12 protein-coding genes and 3 tRNA genes are annotated in these 16,940 nt (G+C 67.6%); 8 read left to right on the top strand and 7 right to left on the bottom strand.

What is annotated here, in order from left to right:
• Positions 1 to 93: 93 nt before the first annotated feature.
• Positions 94 to 2,421 (bottom strand): penicillin acylase family protein, encoded by a 2,328-nt coding sequence (locus ABE543_RS13860; RefSeq protein WP_346475798.1) that lies wholly within the window; start codon positions 2,419 to 2,421, stop codon positions 94 to 96.
• Positions 2,422 to 2,544: 123 nt separating this feature from the next.
• Here ABE543_RS13860 and bfr point away from each other — a divergent pair, with 123 nt between their 5' ends.
• Positions 2,545 to 3,033, top strand: coding sequence for a bacterioferritin (gene bfr / locus ABE543_RS13855; RefSeq protein WP_053518345.1), 489 nt, complete (start codon positions 2,545 to 2,547; stop codon positions 3,031 to 3,033).
• Positions 3,034 to 3,243: 210 nt separating this feature from the next.
• On the opposite strand, the gene parC is transcribed toward bfr, so the two are convergent.
• Both parC and ABE543_RS13845 read right to left on the bottom strand, forming a co-directional pair.
• Complete coding sequence (gene parC, locus ABE543_RS13850) at positions 3,244 to 5,487, bottom strand: DNA topoisomerase IV subunit A (protein WP_053518348.1); 2,244 nt, start codon at positions 5,485 to 5,487, stop codon at positions 3,244 to 3,246.
• A 59-nt stretch (positions 5,488 to 5,546) separates the two neighbouring features.
• Complete coding sequence (locus ABE543_RS13845; RefSeq protein ID WP_065181185.1) at positions 5,547 to 6,455, bottom strand: helix-turn-helix transcriptional regulator; 909 nt, start codon at positions 6,453 to 6,455, stop codon at positions 5,547 to 5,549.
• A gap of 145 nt (positions 6,456 to 6,600) precedes the next feature.
• Between ABE543_RS13845 and emrR the strand changes: the two genes are divergently transcribed.
• Genes emrR through emrB form a run of 4 tightly spaced genes read left to right on the top strand, consistent with a single transcriptional unit; the run spans position 6,601 to position 11,318 of the window.
• On the top strand, positions 6,601 to 7,044 hold the full coding sequence (gene emrR / locus ABE543_RS13840) for a multidrug efflux system transcriptional regulator EmrR (protein ID WP_053518351.1): 444 nt from the start codon (positions 6,601 to 6,603) through the stop codon (positions 7,042 to 7,044).
• On the top strand, positions 7,041 to 8,534 hold the full coding sequence (gene emrC / locus ABE543_RS13835; RefSeq protein ID WP_346475797.1) for a multidrug efflux transporter outer membrane subunit EmrC: 1,494 nt from the start codon (positions 7,041 to 7,043) through the stop codon (positions 8,532 to 8,534). Before emrR ends, emrC begins: the two co-directional genes overlap by 4 nt.
• 11 nt (positions 8,535 to 8,545) lie before the next feature.
• Positions 8,546 to 9,724 (top strand): multidrug efflux MFS transporter periplasmic adaptor subunit EmrA, encoded by a 1,179-nt coding sequence (gene emrA, locus ABE543_RS13830; protein ID WP_053518354.1) that lies wholly within the window; start codon positions 8,546 to 8,548, stop codon positions 9,722 to 9,724.
• A 7-nt stretch (positions 9,725 to 9,731) separates the two neighbouring features.
• Positions 9,732 to 11,318 carry a multidrug efflux MFS transporter permease subunit EmrB gene (gene emrB / locus ABE543_RS13825; RefSeq protein ID WP_053518356.1) on the top strand — a complete coding sequence of 529 codons (1,587 nt, stop codon included), beginning with the start codon at positions 9,732 to 9,734 and terminating at the stop codon, positions 11,316 to 11,318.
• Positions 11,319 to 11,494: 176 nt separating this feature from the next.
• Here the strand turns inward: emrB and ABE543_RS13820 are convergent.
• Positions 11,495 to 11,579, bottom strand: a tRNA-Leu gene (locus tag ABE543_RS13820).
• Positions 11,580 to 11,629: 50 nt separating this feature from the next.
• Positions 11,630 to 12,529 (bottom strand): LysR family transcriptional regulator, encoded by a 900-nt coding sequence (locus tag ABE543_RS13815; protein WP_346475799.1) that lies wholly within the window; start codon positions 12,527 to 12,529, stop codon positions 11,630 to 11,632.
• Between the two features lie 100 nt (positions 12,530 to 12,629).
• Between ABE543_RS13815 and ABE543_RS13810 the strand changes: the two genes are divergently transcribed.
• Positions 12,630 to 13,376 (top strand): sulfite exporter TauE/SafE family protein, encoded by a 747-nt coding sequence (locus ABE543_RS13810; RefSeq protein WP_164150820.1) that lies wholly within the window; start codon positions 12,630 to 12,632, stop codon positions 13,374 to 13,376.
• A gap of 63 nt (positions 13,377 to 13,439) precedes the next feature.
• Here ABE543_RS13810 and ABE543_RS13805 read toward each other — a convergent pair.
• Positions 13,440 to 13,524, bottom strand: a tRNA-Leu gene (locus ABE543_RS13805).
• Between the two features lie 130 nt (positions 13,525 to 13,654).
• Positions 13,655 to 13,739 (bottom strand) — tRNA-Leu (locus ABE543_RS13800).
• 128 nt (positions 13,740 to 13,867) lie between these two features.
• Between ABE543_RS13800 and rnr the strand changes: the two genes are divergently transcribed.
• Together rnr and ABE543_RS13790 are read left to right on the top strand one after the other, a co-directional pair.
• Positions 13,868 to 16,327, top strand: coding sequence for a ribonuclease R (gene rnr / locus ABE543_RS13795; protein WP_346475796.1), 2,460 nt, complete (start codon positions 13,868 to 13,870; stop codon positions 16,325 to 16,327).
• 30 nt (positions 16,328 to 16,357) lie between these two features.
• Positions 16,358 to 16,852 (top strand): GFA family protein, encoded by a 495-nt coding sequence (locus tag ABE543_RS13790; protein ID WP_111185765.1) that lies wholly within the window; start codon positions 16,358 to 16,360, stop codon positions 16,850 to 16,852.
• Positions 16,853 to 16,940: the final 88 nt, after the last annotated feature.

Genomic DNA, 16,940 nt, shown 5'->3' with positions numbered 1-16,940 from the left:
CCCCCCCCGGCGCGGGTCGCCCGGGGCCGGGCCGGGGGCTTGTGGGGTCGCCCGGCGGGGCCCGCGCGCCGGGCTGGCCCCCCCGCTACCCCTCTATCTCGCCGGCACCAGCGTCATCACGTGCTGGGCCTTGCCCGGCAGGAACGGCGAGGGGCGGCCATGCACCCAGTCTTCGTGGCCCGCGCCCCAGTAGGGGGACAGCGGGTGGCCACTCTGGCCACCGGGCATGTGCACGATGCCGTCGGCTTCGTGACCGGGGGAGACCACCATCCGCTGCGAAGCACCGAAATCCGGGGCCTGCACCCGTGGCATGTCGCGGTCGCCGGGCAACGGCTCGGCCGGCATGCACAACGCGCGGCGTGCGAAGGCGGGCAGGGCGCGACTGACCGGGTGGCAGATCGACGCGGTGTTGCGCTCTCCCCAGCGGCGCTGGGCCAGCGGTCCCTGGCCGGCAAGATCTGTTTCCAGCTCACGTGCGGCCTTCGCCAGCAACGCATCCCAGCTGTCGATACCGGGTGGCAGCAGATGTGCCGGGCGCTGTTCCAGCATCGGCCAGACCACGCCTTCCAGCTCGGGCAGCCGCGGCGGCAGGTAGTCGGCGCCCAGCTGTGCGCGGGCAGGCGCGAGCAGCGCGCCTTCCACCGCATCAAGCACCTTGCCACGGAAGCCGCGGGTGATGCGATAGCTCACCGAGTCCACCGATGCCCGTCCTTCCCAGTGCGCATTGGCTGCATGCAGGCGCTGCAGTGCAGGGTCGCTGCTGTGTGCGGTGATCTGCTGCAGCAGCGCCCACCAGCGTTGCAGCATTACCGCGCGGTCATCGAGCTGGATCGCCAGCAGGTCGTGCTCATCGAAACGGTCCTGGACCGCCAGCAGGTCGCGGATCTGCCGCGCGCGGGCGCCAAGGTCGTAGCCGCCATTGCCGGCCACTGCCAGTGCGGCGCCGTCCAGCACGCGGCCGTTGGCGGTCCACAGACGGTGGTTGGCGGGATCGATCAGTGCGGGGGCAGCGTCGCTGCGCAGCGACCAGGGTGCGCAGGCGTCATTGCGCGCTGGCGCGTAGCCGGCCGCCGCACATCCGGGGCCACGGTCCGGACGGGCGCCGATCAGACGCCAGGCGATGCGCCCGCTGCGGTCGCCGATCACCAGGTTCTGTGCAGGAATGCCGGCGCGGTCGGCCACGCGCAGGGCGTGGTCCAGGTCGCCCGCGCGGGCCATGTCGGCGAAATCCAGGCGCACCGCGCCGGGCAGATGTGCGACCCAGCGCAGTGCGTCGCCGCTGCCATCGGCGTGGGTGTGCAGGATCGGCCCCCAGGCGGTCTCGCGCACCGGGAACACCACGTCATCCTGACCGGCCACGGCGATGCGCTCTTCGTGCACCGTCACCGGGGCAGTGGCCGGTTCGTTGCGGAAATCCGCGGTGTCGATGTAGCTGTTGGTGAATCCCCAGGCGATGTGCCCGTTGCTGCCGACGATGACGGCCGGTAGACCGGGCAGCGAGAAGCCACTGATGTCGACCTGGCCATCGGCCGCCTGCGGATCGGGATAGCGCAGGCGCACGCGGAACCAGAGACCGGGTGCACGCAGGCCCAGGTGCATGTCGTCGGCAACGATCGCACGGCCATCGGCAGTGAGGGCGCCGGCCACGGCGAAGTTGTTGCTGCCCACTGCGCCGGTTTCCACCGGCACGGAGGCGGGCGAGGCGGCCAGCGTGCGCAGATCCAGTTGCCCTGCATCGGGCAGCAGGGCATTGCCGCGCGGCTCGCCGAACAGGGGCGCATCCCATTCGCTGCCCTGGTGCGCGATCAGCGCATGCAGCGCCGGTGGCACCACCGCCTGGATGCGGCTGAGCGCCAGTTCAGTCCGGTTGCCCGGATCCTGCAGATCGGCGTACATGGCCAGCCCGGCCAGCACGCTGTCGCTGGCGGTCCACGGCTGCGGCGCCTGCCGCAGCAGCAGGTAGGCCCACGGGCGCACGGAGAGATCGGCCAGGCCCTGGTTGACCCCATCGACATACGCGTTCACCGCCGCGGCGTTGCTGCCCAGGGCGGCCTCCAGATGGGCTCCGGTCCGCGCGCGCAGGCGATGAACCCGCATGCGCTTGTCCACCTCGATGGCCTTCGGGCCGAACAGCGCAGCCAGTTCGCCGGCCGCGCTGCGCCGCATCAGGTCCATCTCGAAGTAGCGCTCCTGAGCGTGGACACGGCCGAGCGCACGCATGGCGTCGGCCTGGCTGCCCGCGGTAATGGTGACCACGCCCAGCGCGTCGCGCTCGACAGTGACTGCTGCGCTTAGGCCGGGCAGGGCATGTTCACCTTCCAGATCGGCCAGGCTGCCGCGCAGCAGCAGCCACGCTGCCAGGGCCACCACCAGCAGGGTGGCGATCAGCACGCCGAGCAGCCAACGCCATGTACGTCGCATTGCAGGTCCTTTCCGAACGCCGGGGCCGATTGTAGCCGCAGGCGCAACTGCGACTGATTCCGATTAGATCACCGTATCCCGAAATGGGGCACCCTATGCCGCATCGATTCACAGGAGCCCCCCATGAAAGGCAACCCGGACGTCATCGCCTGCCTGAAGGAACTGCTGCGCGGCGAGCTTGCCGCGCGTGACCAGTACTTCATCCACTCCCGCCGTTACGAGGACCAGGGCCTGTTCGCGCTGTATGAGCGCCTGAACCACGAGATGGAGGAAGAGACCCAGCATGCCGACGCGCTGCTGCGCCGCATCCTGTTCCTTGGCGGTGATCCTGACATGCGCCCGCACCTGACCGAGCCGGGTACGACGGTGGAGGAGATGCTGCAGAAGGATCTGGACACCGAGTACGCCGTGCGCAACAACCTCGCCGCCGGCATGAAGCTGTGCGAAGAGAAGGGCGACTACGTGAGCCGCGACATCCTGCTGGCGCAGCTGAAGGACACCGAAGAGGACCACGCCTGGTGGCTGGAGCAGCAGCTGGGCCTGATCAAGCGCATCGGCCTGGAGCTGTACCAGCTGAGCAAGATCGACGGCAGCGGCGCCCCGGCGCACTGAACCGGTACCGTCGCCCGCCAGCACCGGAGCATCGCTCGCCAGCCTTCGCCCGCCAGCCGCTCCACCGCCCGCCAGCCGACAACGAAAAAGCCGGGGAATGCCCCGGCTTTTTCGTGTCTGGTGCTGCGTTCCGGTAGCGCCGGGCCATGCCCGGCGGGCAGAGCTGGGGTCAGAGCCCTTTCCGCTGGAAAGGGATCCGACCCCGCCACGTCATTCCACTGACAGGCCTTCGACCTTCTGCCAGCCACGCGGCAGCAGGTGGCCACGGGTCGCCCGGGCGCCGAGGTAGGCGTCGAGCTCGTTGAACTTCAGGCCCATCGTGCGCTGGCCGGCGCGCACCTGCAGGGTCTGCCCCGGCCCGATCGCCACGATGGCGACCACGCGTTCCGTGGCCAGCTTGGCCTTGGGGATCTCGATGATCTTGTTGCCCTTGCCTTTGTCCAGTTCGGGCAGATCGCTGGCCGGAATCGCCAGCAGGTTGCCCGAGCTGGTCACCGCCACGATGCGGTCGCTCTCGACATTGGCGACCACCGCCGGCGGTAGCACCGACGAGCCGGCGGACAGGTTCAGCATCGCCTTGCCGGCCTTGTTGCGGCCGATCAGGTTCTCGAAGCGGGTGACGAAGCCGTAGCCATGGCTGGACGCGAGCACGAAGCGTGCGTCCGGCTCGGCGCTGGCCAGGGTGACGAAGCTGGTGCCGGGCGCCGGCGAGAAACGGCCGGTCAGCGGCTCGCCGTTGCCCCGCGCAGAAGGCAGGGTGTGCACCGCCGTTGAATAGGCCCGGCCTTCGCTGTCCAGGAATGCGACCTGCTGGGTGCTGCGCGCGCGCACGGCGCCCTGCAGCGCATCGCCATCGCGATAGGACAGGGCCGACGCGTCCACGTCATGACCCTTGGCGGCGCGGATCCAGCCCTTCTGCGACAGCACCACCGTCATCGGCTCGCTCGGCACCAGTTCGGTCTCGTCGATGGCCTGCGCCGCCTGGCGCTGGACCAGCGGCGAGCGGCGCTCGTCGCCGAACTTCTTCGCATCGGCTTGCAGCTCGTCGCGGATCAGCTTCTTCAGCTTGGCCTTGCTGTCGAGGATGCCGATGATCTTCTCGCGTTCCTTGGCCAGCTCGTCCTGCTCGCCGCGGATCTTCATTTCCTCCAGGCGGGCCAGCTGCTTCAGCTTGGTCTCCAGGATGTACTCGGCCTGTTCTTCGGACAGGCCGAAGCGCGCGATCAGTGCGGCCTTCGGTTCGTCCTCGGTACGGATGATATGGATCACCTCGTCCAGGTTGAGGAAGGCCACCAGCAGACCTTCCAGCAGGTGCAGGCGGCGTTCGACCTTCTGCAGGCGATGCTGCAGGCGGCGGGTGACGGTGTTGCTGCGGAACGTCAGCCATTCGCTGAGCAGCATCTTCAGGTTCTTCACCTGCGGACGGCCGTCCAGCCCGATCACGTTGAGGTTGACGCGGTAGCTGCGCTCCAGGTCGGTGGTGGCGAACAGGTGGCCCATCAGCTGCTCGGCATCGACGCGGTTCGAGCGCGGCACCAGCACCACCCGCACCGGATTGGCGTGGTCGGATTCATCGCGGATGTCTTCCAGCCACGGCAGCTTCTTGGCGCGCATCTGCGCGGCGATCTGCTCGATCACCTTCGAGGGCGATACCTGGAACGGCAGTGCGGTGACCACGATGTTGCCGGCTTCACGGCTGAACGTCGCGCGCGCACGCACGCTGCCGTTGCCGGTCTCGTACAGGGTGCGCAGATCGTTGGCGGCCGTGATGATCTCGGCGCTGGAGGGATAGTCCGGGCCTTTCACGTGCTCGCACAGGTCGCGCACGGTGGCGTCCGGATCGTCCAGCAGGTGCAGCAGCGCGCTGACGATCTCGTTGAGATTGTGCGGCGGCACATCGGTGGCCATGCCCACGGCGATGCCGGTGGTGCCGTTGAGCAGCAGGTGCGGCAGGCGGGCCGGCATCCACGTCGGCTCCTGCAGCGTGCCATCGAAGTTGGGCGCCCAGTCGGTGGTGCCCTGGCCCAGCTCGCCCAGCAGTACTTCGGCGATGGGGGTCAGCTTGGATTCGGTGTAGCGCATCGCCGCGAACGACTTCGGGTCGTCGCTGGAGCCGAAGTTGCCCTGGCCCTCGATCAGCGGATAGCGGTAGGAGAACGGCTGGGCCATCAGCACCAGCGCCTCGTAGCACGCGCTGTCGCCGTGCGGGTGGTATTTACCGATGACGTCACCGACGGTGCGTGCGGACTTCTTCGGCTTGGACGCGGCATTCAGCCCCAGCTCGCTCATCGAATAGATGATGCGGCGCTGCACCGGCTTCAGGCCGTCGCCGACGAACGGCAGGGCGCGGTCCAGGACCACGTACATCGAGTAGTCGAGGTAGGCGCGTTCGGCGTACTCGCGCAACGGCAGTTGTTCGAATCCGTGGAACACGGGGCGGGCAAGTTCGGTCATGCGGCGTTGTTACCTATGTCGGGAGGCGGCGACGGCGGTCGCCGCTCGCAATCCTGTGATTATCCGGATGCGGCCGGGGATGCCAAGCCGCGCGCAGGGTCCAGGCCGGTTTCCAGTCCATTCCCGGCCCGCGCCAGGTAGCGCCCGGGCGGCAGGCCGAAATGGCGGCGGAACACGGTGACGAAGGCGCTGGCGCTGCTGAAGCCCAGCGCATGGGCGATATCGGCCACGCTGCGGCCATCGGTCAGCTGCCGCAGCGCTTCGGACAGACGGGCCTGCTGGCGCCACTGCGCGAAGCTCAGCGTGGTCTCGTCGCGGAAGTGGCGGGTCAGGCTGCGCGGCGAAAGCCCGGCCCAATGCGCCCATTCGGCCAGGCTGCGCTCGTCGGAGGGATCGGCCAGCAGCTGCGAGGCGATCTTCAGCAGGCGCCGATCGTGCGGCATCGGCAGGTGCATGCGCTGGCGCGGTGCGGTGCGGATCTCATCCAGCAGAACCTCGATGATGTGCTGGTGCTCGGGCGTGGCGACCTGGTCGAGCGACCAGCTGCAGATCCGGTCCGCCAGTGCCTGCGCCAGCCTGGACAGGCCCAGCACGCAGGGGGCGGCGGGAAGGGCAGTGCAGGCCGGCGCGGCCAACGCCATGCCCCAGCCACGCAGCGGGCCGTCCAGAGCGACCGTGTGCGGTTCCAGGGGCGGCATCCAGCCGGCCGAACCGGGCGCCAGCGACCACGTTCCATGCGAGGTGCGGGTGGTCAGCAGGCCGCGCTCGACACAGATCAGCTGCGCACGCTGGTGATGGTGCCAGTCGACTTCACGGGCGAGCCCCTGCGGACTGTCGAAGCGGAAACCGACGACCGGCGGGCCATCGTTGCGCTCGAACCAGTCCAGCGCCTCGTTGCGCAGCAACTGCCGGGCTGGGGCGATGTCCCCCTTGTTCATCCTGTCCGATGGCTGGAATGTGTCATTCATTGGCTTGATGGTACTACCGGGCCATCCTGGGGCGCCATTAAGGTAGGCGCCTTCACTGATCCAGCCCGCTGCTGCAACACAGCATTCGATGCCAGATCGAATATTTCCATTGAGAAATATTTTTTTTGGAAGAGAATGCACTCCCATGATCTGTCCTGCAACCACTCCCCCCAGCTTCGGCCTGCTGCTGCGCCAGGTGCGCGACGGCCTGGTCCGCCAGCTTGACGCGTCCATGGCCGAAGAAGACCTGGGCATCGGCTTCACCCACTACATCGGGTTGAAGGTGCTCTCGAACATGGCCCCCTGTACCGCCAACGAACTGGCCCAGGCCATCGACCAGGTACCCAGCGCCGTCACCCGCCTGCTGGACAAGCTGGAAGCCCTGGGCTGCGTTCGCCGCGAGGCACATGCGCAGGACCGCCGTGCGCTGCAGATCGTGCTGACCGATGAAGGCCGCGCACTGTGGGCGCGCTTGAAGCTGCGCGGCGACGCGGTGATGGATTACGCCCTGCGCGATCTGTCCGCCGACGAGCGCACGCTGCTGTTGTCCCTCCTGACCCGAATCCGCGATTCCCTGACGACCCCATGAACCCGATCCCGCATTCCTCATTCCGCCGGTCCGGGCGCGCGCTGCTGCTGTCGGCGCTGGCGCTGGCGCTGGCCGCCTGCGCCAGCAGCCGCGGCCTCGAACCGCAGGGCCGCCTGCTCGATGTGGACAGCCTGCACAGCGAGCGCACCCTGGCCGACACCGATCTCAGTGCCACCGGCTTCCCCGCACAGGACTGGTGGAAGGCATTGGGCGACGCGCAGCTGGACGCGCTGATCGCCGAAGGCCTGGCCGGTCATCCGAGCCTGGACGCCGCCGACGCACGCCTGCGCCAGGCGCAGGCCAAGGTCGGTACCGCACGCGCTGATCGCCTGCCCAGTCTCTCCGTTTCCGGCGGCTATACCGGGCTTCGCCTGCCCGAGTCGATGGCCGGCGACGAGATCGGTGGCCACTACGCAGGCAGCAGCCAGGTCGCTTTCGACTTCAGCTACGGCATCGACCTGTGGGGCGGCAAGCGCGCCGCCTGGGAAGCGGCCGTGGATGGCGCGCATGCCGCCACCGTGGAGGCCCAGGCCGCACGCCTGAATCTGTCCACCGGCATCGCCCAGGCCTATGCGGACCTTGCTTACGCGTGGCAGCTCGACGATGTCGCCGAGGAAGAACTGACGCGGTCGCAGAAGTCGCTGGAACTGACCCGGCAGCGTCGCCGCGCTGGCATCGACAGCGATCTGCAGGTGCGCCAGGCCGAAGCCCGCGTGCCCGCCGCGCAACAGCAGGTGCAGGCCGCGCAGCAACGCATCGACGCCGCCCGCACCGCATTGGCCGCCCTGGTCGGCAAGGGCCCCGACCGTGGCCTGACGATCGAGCGTCCGCAGCCGTTGAATCCGACGGCCCTGCAGCTGCCAGGCGTGCTGCCCAGCGAGCTGCTCGGCCGTCGTCCTGACATCGTCGCCGCACGCTGGCGCGTGGAGGCGGCCAACAAGCAGATCAAGGTCGCCAGGACGAAGTTCTACCCGAGCCTCAACCTGACCGCGCTGGCCGGCGTGGTGGCGCCGAATGTCGGCGATCTGCTGCAGAGCAGTTCCACCTTCGCCTACATCGGCCCGGCGCTGAGCCTGCCGATCTTCGAAGGCGGCAAGCTGCGCGCCAACCTGGCCGACACCGATGCGCAGTACGACCTGGCGGTGGCCAATTACAACCAGGCGGTGCTTGACGCACTGCGCGACGTGGCCGACCAGGTCAATGCGGTGCGCTCGCTGGCGCAGCAGGCGCAGTCGCAGCAGCAGGCCGTGGACACGGCGCGTGCAGCGTTCGACCTGGCCGGGCAGCGTTACCGCGCCGGCATCGGCAGCTACCTGGATGTGCTGTCCGCACAGTCCACCCTGCTGCAGTCACAACAGCAGCTGGCCAGCCTGCAGTCGCAGCAGGTGCAGACCTCGGTGCGCCTGAGCAAAGCGCTGGGCGGGGGCTTCCAGCCCAGTGATGCCGATCGCGCGCCGCTTGCCTCCCATTCCGATTCCTCGCATTCCTGAAGATCCCCGCCATGAGCCAGACCCAAGACACTGCGGCCCCGGCCGCCTCCAACCGCCGCAGCAACCTGCTGCGGGGCCTGTTCGTCATCGTCGTGCTGCTGCTTGCCGCACTGGCGCTGTGGTATTTCATGTTCGGCCGTTGGTTCGAAGAAACCGACGATGCCTACGTGCAGGGCAACCTCGTACAGATCACGCCGCTGGTGGCAGGCACCGTGGTCGCCATCAATGCCGATGACGGCATGCGCGTGGAGCGTGGCCAGCTGCTGGTGCAGCTGGACCCGGCCGATACGTCCGTGGCCCTGCAGCAGGCTGAAGCCAACCTGGCCAAGACCGTTCGCCAGACCCGTGGCCTGTATCGCAGCGTGGAAGGCGCGCAGGCAGACCTGAATGCCCGTCAGGTGACCCTGAAGCGCGTGCGCGAGGACTTCGCACGCCGCAGGGATCTGGCCGCCACCGGTGCAATCTCCAACGAAGAACTCGCCCATGCCCGCGATGAGCTGGCGGCGGCGGAAGCAGCGGTGGCCGGTTCGCGCGAGACCGTCGAGCGCAACCGTGCGCTGGTCGACGATACGGTGATCGCCACCCAGCCCGACGTGCAGGCGGCCGCCGCGCAGCTGCGCCAGGCCTACCTCAACAATGCCCGCGCCGGCATCGTCGCGCCGGTCACCGGTTATGTGGCCCGTCGCTCGGTGCAGGTGGGCCAGCGTGTGCAGCCGGGTGCCGCACTGATGGCCGTGGTGCCGACCGAGCAGATGTGGGTCGAGGCCAACTTCAAGGAAACCCAGCTGCGCCACATGCGCCTGGGCCAGGAAGTGGAGCTGAAGTCTGACCTGTACGCCGGCGATGTGAAGTACAAGGGCCGCGTGCAGAGCCTGGGTCTGGGGACCGGCTCGGCGTTCTCGCTGCTGCCGGCGCAGAACGCCAGCGGCAACTGGATCAAGATCGTGCAGCGCGTTCCGGTGCGCATCGCCATCGATGCCAAGCAGCTTGCCGAACATCCGTTGCGTATCGGCCTGTCGATGAAGGCCGAGGTGAGCCTGCGCGACCAGAAGGGCGAGGTGCTGCCGAGCGCCCCGGCCAAGGGCACGGTGTTCGACACCGACGTCTATGCCAAGCAGCTGCATGATGCCGACGAGGTGATCCACTCGATCATCCAGGGCAACGTGCCGCAGCAGTCGAAGGTGGGCTGAGGTCGCCATGTCCGCCCAAGCTCCAGCCGCGCCCGGAAGCCCGGGCGCACCGGCGGCGCCGGGTGCGGCCGCCGGGTTCCTGCCGCCGAGCGTGGCCCTGTGCACCGTGGGCCTGGCGATGGCCTCCTTCATGCAGGTGCTCGACACCACCATCGCCAACGTCTCGCTGCCGACCATCGCCGGCAATCTCGGCGCCAGTTCGCAGCAGGCGACGTGGGTCATCACTTCGTTCGCGGTCAGCACGGCCATCGCACTGCCGCTGACCGGCTGGCTCAGCCGCCGTTTCGGCGAGCGCAAGCTGTTCGTCTGGGCCACGCTGGCCTTCGTCATCACCTCGCTGTTGTGTGGCCTGGCGCAGAGCATGGGCATGCTGGTGGTGTCGCGCGCCCTGCAGGGCTTCGTGGCCGGCCCGATGTATCCGATCACGCAGTCGTTGCTGGTCTCGATCTATCCACGCGAGAAACGCGGGCAGGCGTTGGCGCTGCTGGCGATGATCACCGTGGTCGCGCCGATCTGCGGGCCGATCCTCGGGGGCTGGATCACGGACAACTACAGCTGGGAATGGATCTTCCTGATCAACGTGCCCCTGGGCATCTTCGCCGCGCTGGTGGTGGGCAACCAGCTGAAGGGCCGTCCGGAACACGTGGAGAAGCCGAAGATGGACTACGTCGGCCTGATCACGCTGGTGATCGGCGTCGGCGCACTGCAGCTGGTGCTCGACCTGGGCAACGACGAGGACTGGTTCTCCTCCACCCGGATCGTGGTGCTGGCCTGCGTGGCGGTCGTGGCGCTGACGGTGTTCCTGATCTGGGAACTGACCGACAAGGACCCGATCGTCGACCTGAAACTGTTCCGCCACCGCAACTTCCGCGCCGGCACGCTGGCGATGGTGGTGGCCTATGCCGCATTCTTCAGCGTGGCCCTGCTGATTCCGCAGTGGCTGCAGCGCGACATGGGGTACACGGCGATCTGGGCAGGGCTGGCGACGGCTCCGATCGGCGTGCTGCCGGTGATCATGACGCCGTTCGTGGGCAAGTATGCCTCGCGCTTCGACATGCGCATGCTGGCGACCATCGCCTTCGTGTTCCTGTCGATGACCAGCTTCCTGCGCTCGGGCTTCAATCTGCAGGTGGACTTCCAGCACGTGGCCGGCGTGCAGCTGATCATGGGCATCGGCGTGGCGCTGTTCTTCATGCCGGTTCTACAGATCCTGCTGTCGGATCTGGATGGTCGCGAAATTGCCGCGGGTTCGGGCCTGGCCACGTTCCTGCGCACGCTGGGCGGCAGCTTTGCAGCATCGCTGACCACCTGGCTGTGGGCACGTCGCACGCAGGTGCACCACGCCGATCTGACCGAACACATTTCGGCCTATCAGCCGGGCATGCAGGACCAGGTTGCGGCGATGGGGCAGGGTGACCTGCAGCATGGTGCAGCGGTGCTCAACACCATGATCAACCACCAGGCATCGCAGATGGGCTTCAACGACATCTTCTTCCTGCTGGGCTGGATCTTCCTGGCCATCATCACCTTCCTGTGGCTGGCCAAGCCGCCGTTCGGTGCCGGTGCCGGTGCAGCGGCCGGTGGCGGGCACTGAAACTGCCCGCAAACACGGCGCTGTATGTCGACCCCGCCGCAAGGCGGGGTTTTTGTCTGTGGTGAGTTCTGCCAGGCGGCGTTCGCGCAACGCGCGGAAGGCGTCGCCCTTGCGTTGACGCTGCGGATTCCGGAAACGAAAAAACCCGCTTTCGCGGGTTTCATCATCATGAGTCGTGGTGCCCAGGAGAGGACTCGAACCTCCACGGTTTTACCCGCTAGTACCTGAAACTAGTGCGTCTACCAATTCCGCCACCTGGGCGACTCAGGAGGGGAATTCTGCGGTACGGCATCGGATGTGTCAACACCATTTCATGCTTTTTTCTCCGCTTCCACGCCGAGGTGCAGCAGCAGGCTGCGCATCGCTGTCGACAGCCGTGTCCAGTCGGCGAAGCAGGCACACAGGCGGCGCTGTGCCCACGCATCCGCGAGGGGCACTGCCAGCGCCTGTGTCGCGCGGCGGTGCTGGCGCGCGATGGTGCGCGGCACGATACCCACGCCGATGCCGTGACCCACCATGATGCACACGCCTTCGAAGGTCTTCATGCGGATGCGCACGTCCAACCGATGGCCGATGTCGCGTGCCTGCGTTTCGATGTAGGTCTGCAGCGCATTGCCATCGGCCAGCGCGACGAAGGTTTCGCTGGCCACATCGGCGAAGGACAGCGTGCGACGGGCCGCGAAACGATGGCCTGCGGGCAGCAGCATCACCAGGGGATCCTCGGCAACGACATGGCGTTGCAGGCCGGTTGCCTCGACCGCATCACTGATGATTCCCGCTTCGGCCTGGCCAGCGGTCAGGGCGCGGACCACTTCAGGGCTGGTGCGTTCGTGCAGTTCGACGTGCAGGCGTGGGCGTTCGGCCAGCCAGGGAGCCAACCGGGAAGGCAGGTAGCTGGTCAGTGCGGCGGTGTTGGCATACAGGTGCAGGGTGCCGCGCGCGCCCTTCGCGAAGGCCTGCAGTTCGCCCCGCAGCTGTGCCTGTTGATGCAGGATCTGGCGCGCGTGGTGGGCGAGGGCGGCACCGGCTTCGGTCAGGCTCACGCCGCGCGGGTGACGCACCAGCAGCGCGGTGCCCGCGTCGTTCTCGATCGCCCGCAGGCGTTCGCTGGCAGAGCCCAGCGCCAGGTTCGCCTGCGCGGCGCCTGCGGTGATGCTGCCGGCTTCGGCCACGGCCAGGAACAGGCGCAGGTCGGCGATGTCCATCCGCATGTCACGGCCCTCGTTGCGTGCCGCCTGCCTTCGGGCCAGCCGAAGGGTGGGGCGCATAAGCCGCATTGTGCGCGGAAGGCGCGCTGGTTCCAATGACGGCATGAGTGAGACGACATTCTTCTATGGTCTGCTGGTCGCCGTGTTCATGCTGGCGGGGGTGGTCAAGGGCGTGACCGGCATGGGCCTGCCAACCGTGGCGATGGGCCTGCTGGGAGGGGCGCTGTCGCCGGTGGCGGCGGCGTCGATGCTGTTCATTCCGACCTTCGTCACCAACGCCTGGCAACTGCTGGCCGGGCCATCACTGGGGCCGATCGTGCGACGCCTGTGGCCGATGATGCTGGCCGTGGTGGTGGTGACCCTGGGCGCGGCGACGTTGCTGGTGCGGGTGGACCGCACGTGGTCGCGCGTGGCGCTGGGCGTGGCGCTGGTGGTGTATGCGCTGTATGCCTTGGTTGCGCCGGTGTTCCGTGTGCCGCAGCGGCGTGAGCGCTGGCTGGGCCCGCTGGTGGGGGCGTTGTCCGGCGTGGTGACCGGGGCGACCGGTGTGTTCGTGATGCCGGCGGTGCCGTACCTGCAGTCGCTGGGGCTGCAACGCGAAGAGCTGGTGCAGGCGCTGGGCCTGGCGTTCACGGTGTCGACCCTCTCGTTGACGGGCGGGCTGGTGCTGCACGGCGCATTCGGTGTGCAGCAGCTGGGATTGAGCGCGCTGGCGGTGTTGCCGGCGCTGGCGGGCATGTGGCTGGGGCAGGTGATCCGGCAGCGGATCAGTGCGCGGGTGTTCCGCGTGTGCTTCCTGGGCTTCCTGCTGCTGCTGGGCCTGGAGCTGGTGCTGCGACCGCTGTTCTGATCCGGTTGGCTGGCGCCCGGACATGAAAAAACCCGCTTTCGCGGGTTTTTCTCAGTCTCGACGTGGTGCCCAGGAGAGGACTCGAACCTCCACGGTTTTACCCGCTAGTACCTGAAACTAGTGCGTCTACCAATTCCGCCACCTGGGCGTCGAGGAGCGAGATTATGGGGTGCCGTGACGGGGGTGTCAACACCCTTGTGAACGCCCGGCCACGCTGCGGAACGACGGCAGGAAACGCGGGCAAAAAAAATCCCCGCCGAGGCGAGGAGATTTTTCGTTGGTGCCCAGGAGAGGACTCGAACCTCCACGGTTTTACCCGCTAGTACCTGAAACTAGTGCGTCTACCAATTCCGCCACCTGGGCGTTCCAGAGGCGCAATTGTGAAGATGAATCCGCAGGCTGTCAACGACTTCGCGGAGTTTTTTCACGTGGCGCCTGCAAGCGGGTCGCTGACCGGTTCTGCACGCCGTCAGCGGCTACCATGGAGGGCGATGACTACCAAAAAACCAAGCAAGGGCGGGAGCAAGTCCCGCAGCCAGGCCCTGAAGAAGGGCGCCAAGACGGGTGCAGCCCGTACCTCCCAGCCGGGCAAGCCACTGCCGGGCTGGTTCCCGGAACTGGGGGGTGGCGGCGCACCGCCGCGCGGTCGCCCGGGCCGTGGTGGCGACGCCCCGGGACCGGCGCCGGGCCGCAAGCTGCCGCCGGCCGGCAAGGTGATCGAGGATCCCTACGCGTCCCGCGAAGCCGAGAAATACGAACAGCCCATCGCCAGCCGCGAGGCCATTCTGGCCCTGCTGGAGCGCTGCGAAGGGCCGCAGACTGCCGAGGAACTGGGTGCCCGCCTGGGCCTGACCGCGCCGGACCGGGCCGAAGCGCTGTCGCGCCGGCTGGGTGCGATGGTCCGCGATGGCCAGCTGGTGCAGAACCGCCGTGGAGGTTTCGCGCCGGTGCAGGCGCTGAGCCTGGTCACCGGTGTGGTGATCGCCAATCCGGAAGGATTCGGGTTCCTGCGCCCGGTCGAGGGCGGCGACGACCTGTTCCTGCCGCCCTATGAAATGCGCAAGGTGATGCACGGCGACAAGGTGCTGGCGCGTGTCACCGGCATCGATCATCGCGGCCGCCGCGAAGGCAGCATCGCCCGCGTGCTCGAGCGCGGCATGACCCGTCTGATCGGTCGCTTCAGCATCGAGATGGGCATCAATTACGTGGTGCCTGATGACAAGCGCGTGCAGCGCAACGTGCAGGTGCCGCCTGATCAGACCGGAGGTGCGCGTGATGGCCAGCTGGTGGTCTGCGAGCTGACGCAGGCGCCGGACAGCCGCCGTCCGCCGATCGGCCGCATCATCGCCGTACTGGGTGACAAGCTGACCGCCTCGCTGGTGGTGGAGACTGCCATCCACGGCCACGAGTTGCCGTTCGAGTTTCCGCAGGAGGTGCTGGACGAGGCCGCCGCGGTGCCGCTGGTGGTCGAGCCGGCGATGATCGGCGACCGCGTCGACCTGCGTCGCACGCCGCTGGTGACCATCGATGGCGAGGATGCCAAGGACTTCGACGATGCGGTGTATTGCGAGCCGAACGCGGAGGGATTCCGTCTGGTGGTGGCCATCGCCGATGTCTCCAACTATGTGCGTCCGGGCACGCCGCTGGATGAGGAGGCGCAGAAGCGCGCTACCTCGGTGTACTTCCCGGGCTTCGTCGTACCGATGCTGCCGGAGACCCTGTCCAACGGTATCTGCTCGCTGATGCCCAAGGTCGACCGCATGTGCTTCGTCTGCGACATGCAGATCGACCGCGATGGCCAGGTCGTCCACTCGCGCTTCTACGAAGCGGTGATGAATTCGCACGCACGCCTGACCTATACCCAGGTGTGGCAGGCCGTGGGCGAGGACGATGCCGGCGCGAAGGCCGTCATCGGCGATCTGCTGCCCCAGGTGCAGCGCCTGCACCAGCTGTACAAGGTGCTGGCCAAGGCACGTGCAAAGCGCGGGGCCATCGAGTTCGAGAGCAGTGAAGTGCGCTTCGTGCTGGACAATCGTGGCGAAGTCACCCAGGCCGGCATGCTGGTGCGCAACGACGCGCACAAGCTGATCGAGGAATGCATGATCGCCGCCAACGTGGAGGCGGCGAAGTACCTGCTGTCGCACCATGTGCCGGCGCCGTACCGCGTCCACGAGAAGCCGCCGGAGACCAAGTACGCCGACCTGCTGGAATTCCTCAAGGAGTTCAAGCTGAGCCTGCCGCCGTGGTCGAAGGTGCGCCCCGGTGACTACACCAAGCTGTTGAAGAAGATCCGCGACCGTCCCGATGCCACTCTGCTGGAGTCGGTGCTGCTGCGCAGCCAGAGCCTGGCCGTCTACAGTCCGGACAACCACGGTCACTTCGGGCTCGCGCTGGAGGCGTACGCGCACTTCACTTCGCCGATCCGCCGCTATCCCGATCTGCTGGTGCATCGCGCGATCAAGCATGCGTTGTCGGGCAAGCCGCTGGACAAGTTCACCTACACCGCACGCGAGATGGCAGCGCTGGCGCTGCAGTGCTCCGAGCGCGAGCGCCGCGCTGACGAGGCCGAACGCGAGGTCGACGAGCGTTACCGGGCCGCGTGGATGGAGAAGCATGTCGGCGGCCAGTTCGATGGCGTGATCAGTGGCGTGACCAGCTTCGGTCTGTTCGTGGAACTGGACGATTCCAAGGTGCAGGGGCTGGTCCATGTCACCCAGCTGCCGCAGGACTATTACAAGTTCGATGCGACCCGCAAGACACTGACCGGTGAACGTCGTGGCAGCAGCTACCGGCTGGGTGACCGCGTGCGCATCCTCGTACTGAAGGCCAGCATGGAAGAGCGCAAGATCGACTTCCGGCTGGTCGAACACAAGGGCGAGGAAGAAGAGGCAGGACTGTCGCCGCTGCCCGAACGCGGCAAACCGGCCAAGCGCAGGAAAGAGAAGTACTGATCCGTGGAGCCCGTTCTGGAGGAAAGCAGCATGCAGGGCCAACCCGAGTACAGCGGCGGCTGCCAGTGCGGTGCCATCCGCTTCCAGGTGCGCGGTGAGCTGTCCGACAGTTCGATCTGCCACTGCCGGATGTGCCAGAAGGCCTTTGGCGCGTATTACGCGCCTTTGGTCTCGGTGCGCGGCGTGCAGTTCAGCTGGACCCGCGGCCAGCCGCGCTATTTCCAGTCCTCCAATGTGGTCCGGCGCGGTTTCTGCGGCGACTGCGGCACGCCGCTGACCTATGAAGCCCCCGACGGCATGGCCGTGGCGGCGGGGGCGTTTGACCAGCCGGAACGGTTGCCGCCGACGATCCAGTACGGTGTCGAGCGCAAGCTGCCCTTCGTCGATGCCCTGGGCACCCTGCCGGCACGCCGCACGGAGGACGACGTGGCGGCACTGGACTTCCTGGCTGCGATCGTTTCCCACCAGCATCCCGACCACGACACGCCACACTGGCCGCCGCGCAGTCGTTCAGCCGACGGGTGAACGGCGGGTAGCGCCGGGCCTGCCCGGCGAGCGCGAAGCGCGGCCGTCGCCGATGCTCTACCATAGCCACCCCCTTTCCGGTCCCGCC

Origin of the sequence: Stenotrophomonas sp. TWI169, from assembly GCF_039674705.1 — a bacterium.
Taxonomy (GTDB): Bacteria; Pseudomonadota; Gammaproteobacteria; order Xanthomonadales; family Xanthomonadaceae; genus Stenotrophomonas; species Stenotrophomonas maltophilia_P.
The sequence above is the reverse complement of the archived record's forward strand: the minus strand, read 5'-3'. Positions and strand labels throughout refer to the sequence as shown.

Excerpts from the sequence above, each read along its gene's own strand:
- ABE543_RS13860 (WP_346475798.1), bottom strand. The coding sequence starts at position 2,421 with ATGCGACGTACATGGCGTTGGCTGCTCGGCGTGCTGATCGCCACCCTG.
- bfr (WP_053518345.1), top strand. The coding sequence starts at position 2,545 with ATGAAAGGCAACCCGGACGTCATCGCCTGCCTGAAGGAACTGCTGCGC.
- parC (WP_053518348.1), bottom strand. The coding sequence starts at position 5,487 with ATGACCGAACTTGCCCGCCCCGTGTTCCACGGATTCGAACAACTGCCG.
- ABE543_RS13845 (WP_065181185.1), bottom strand. The coding sequence starts at position 6,455 with ATGAATGACACATTCCAGCCATCGGACAGGATGAACAAGGGGGACATC.
- emrR (WP_053518351.1), top strand. The coding sequence starts at position 6,601 with ATGATCTGTCCTGCAACCACTCCCCCCAGCTTCGGCCTGCTGCTGCGC.
- emrC (WP_346475797.1), top strand. The coding sequence starts at position 7,041 with ATGAACCCGATCCCGCATTCCTCATTCCGCCGGTCCGGGCGCGCGCTG.
- emrA (WP_053518354.1), top strand. The coding sequence starts at position 8,546 with ATGAGCCAGACCCAAGACACTGCGGCCCCGGCCGCCTCCAACCGCCGC.
- emrB (WP_053518356.1), top strand. The coding sequence starts at position 9,732 with ATGTCCGCCCAAGCTCCAGCCGCGCCCGGAAGCCCGGGCGCACCGGCG.
- ABE543_RS13815 (WP_346475799.1), bottom strand. The coding sequence starts at position 12,529 with ATGCGGATGGACATCGCCGACCTGCGCCTGTTCCTGGCCGTGGCCGAA.
- ABE543_RS13810 (WP_164150820.1), top strand. The coding sequence starts at position 12,630 with ATGAGTGAGACGACATTCTTCTATGGTCTGCTGGTCGCCGTGTTCATG.
- rnr (WP_346475796.1), top strand. The coding sequence starts at position 13,868 with ATGACTACCAAAAAACCAAGCAAGGGCGGGAGCAAGTCCCGCAGCCAG.
- ABE543_RS13790 (WP_111185765.1), top strand. The coding sequence starts at position 16,358 with ATGCAGGGCCAACCCGAGTACAGCGGCGGCTGCCAGTGCGGTGCCATC.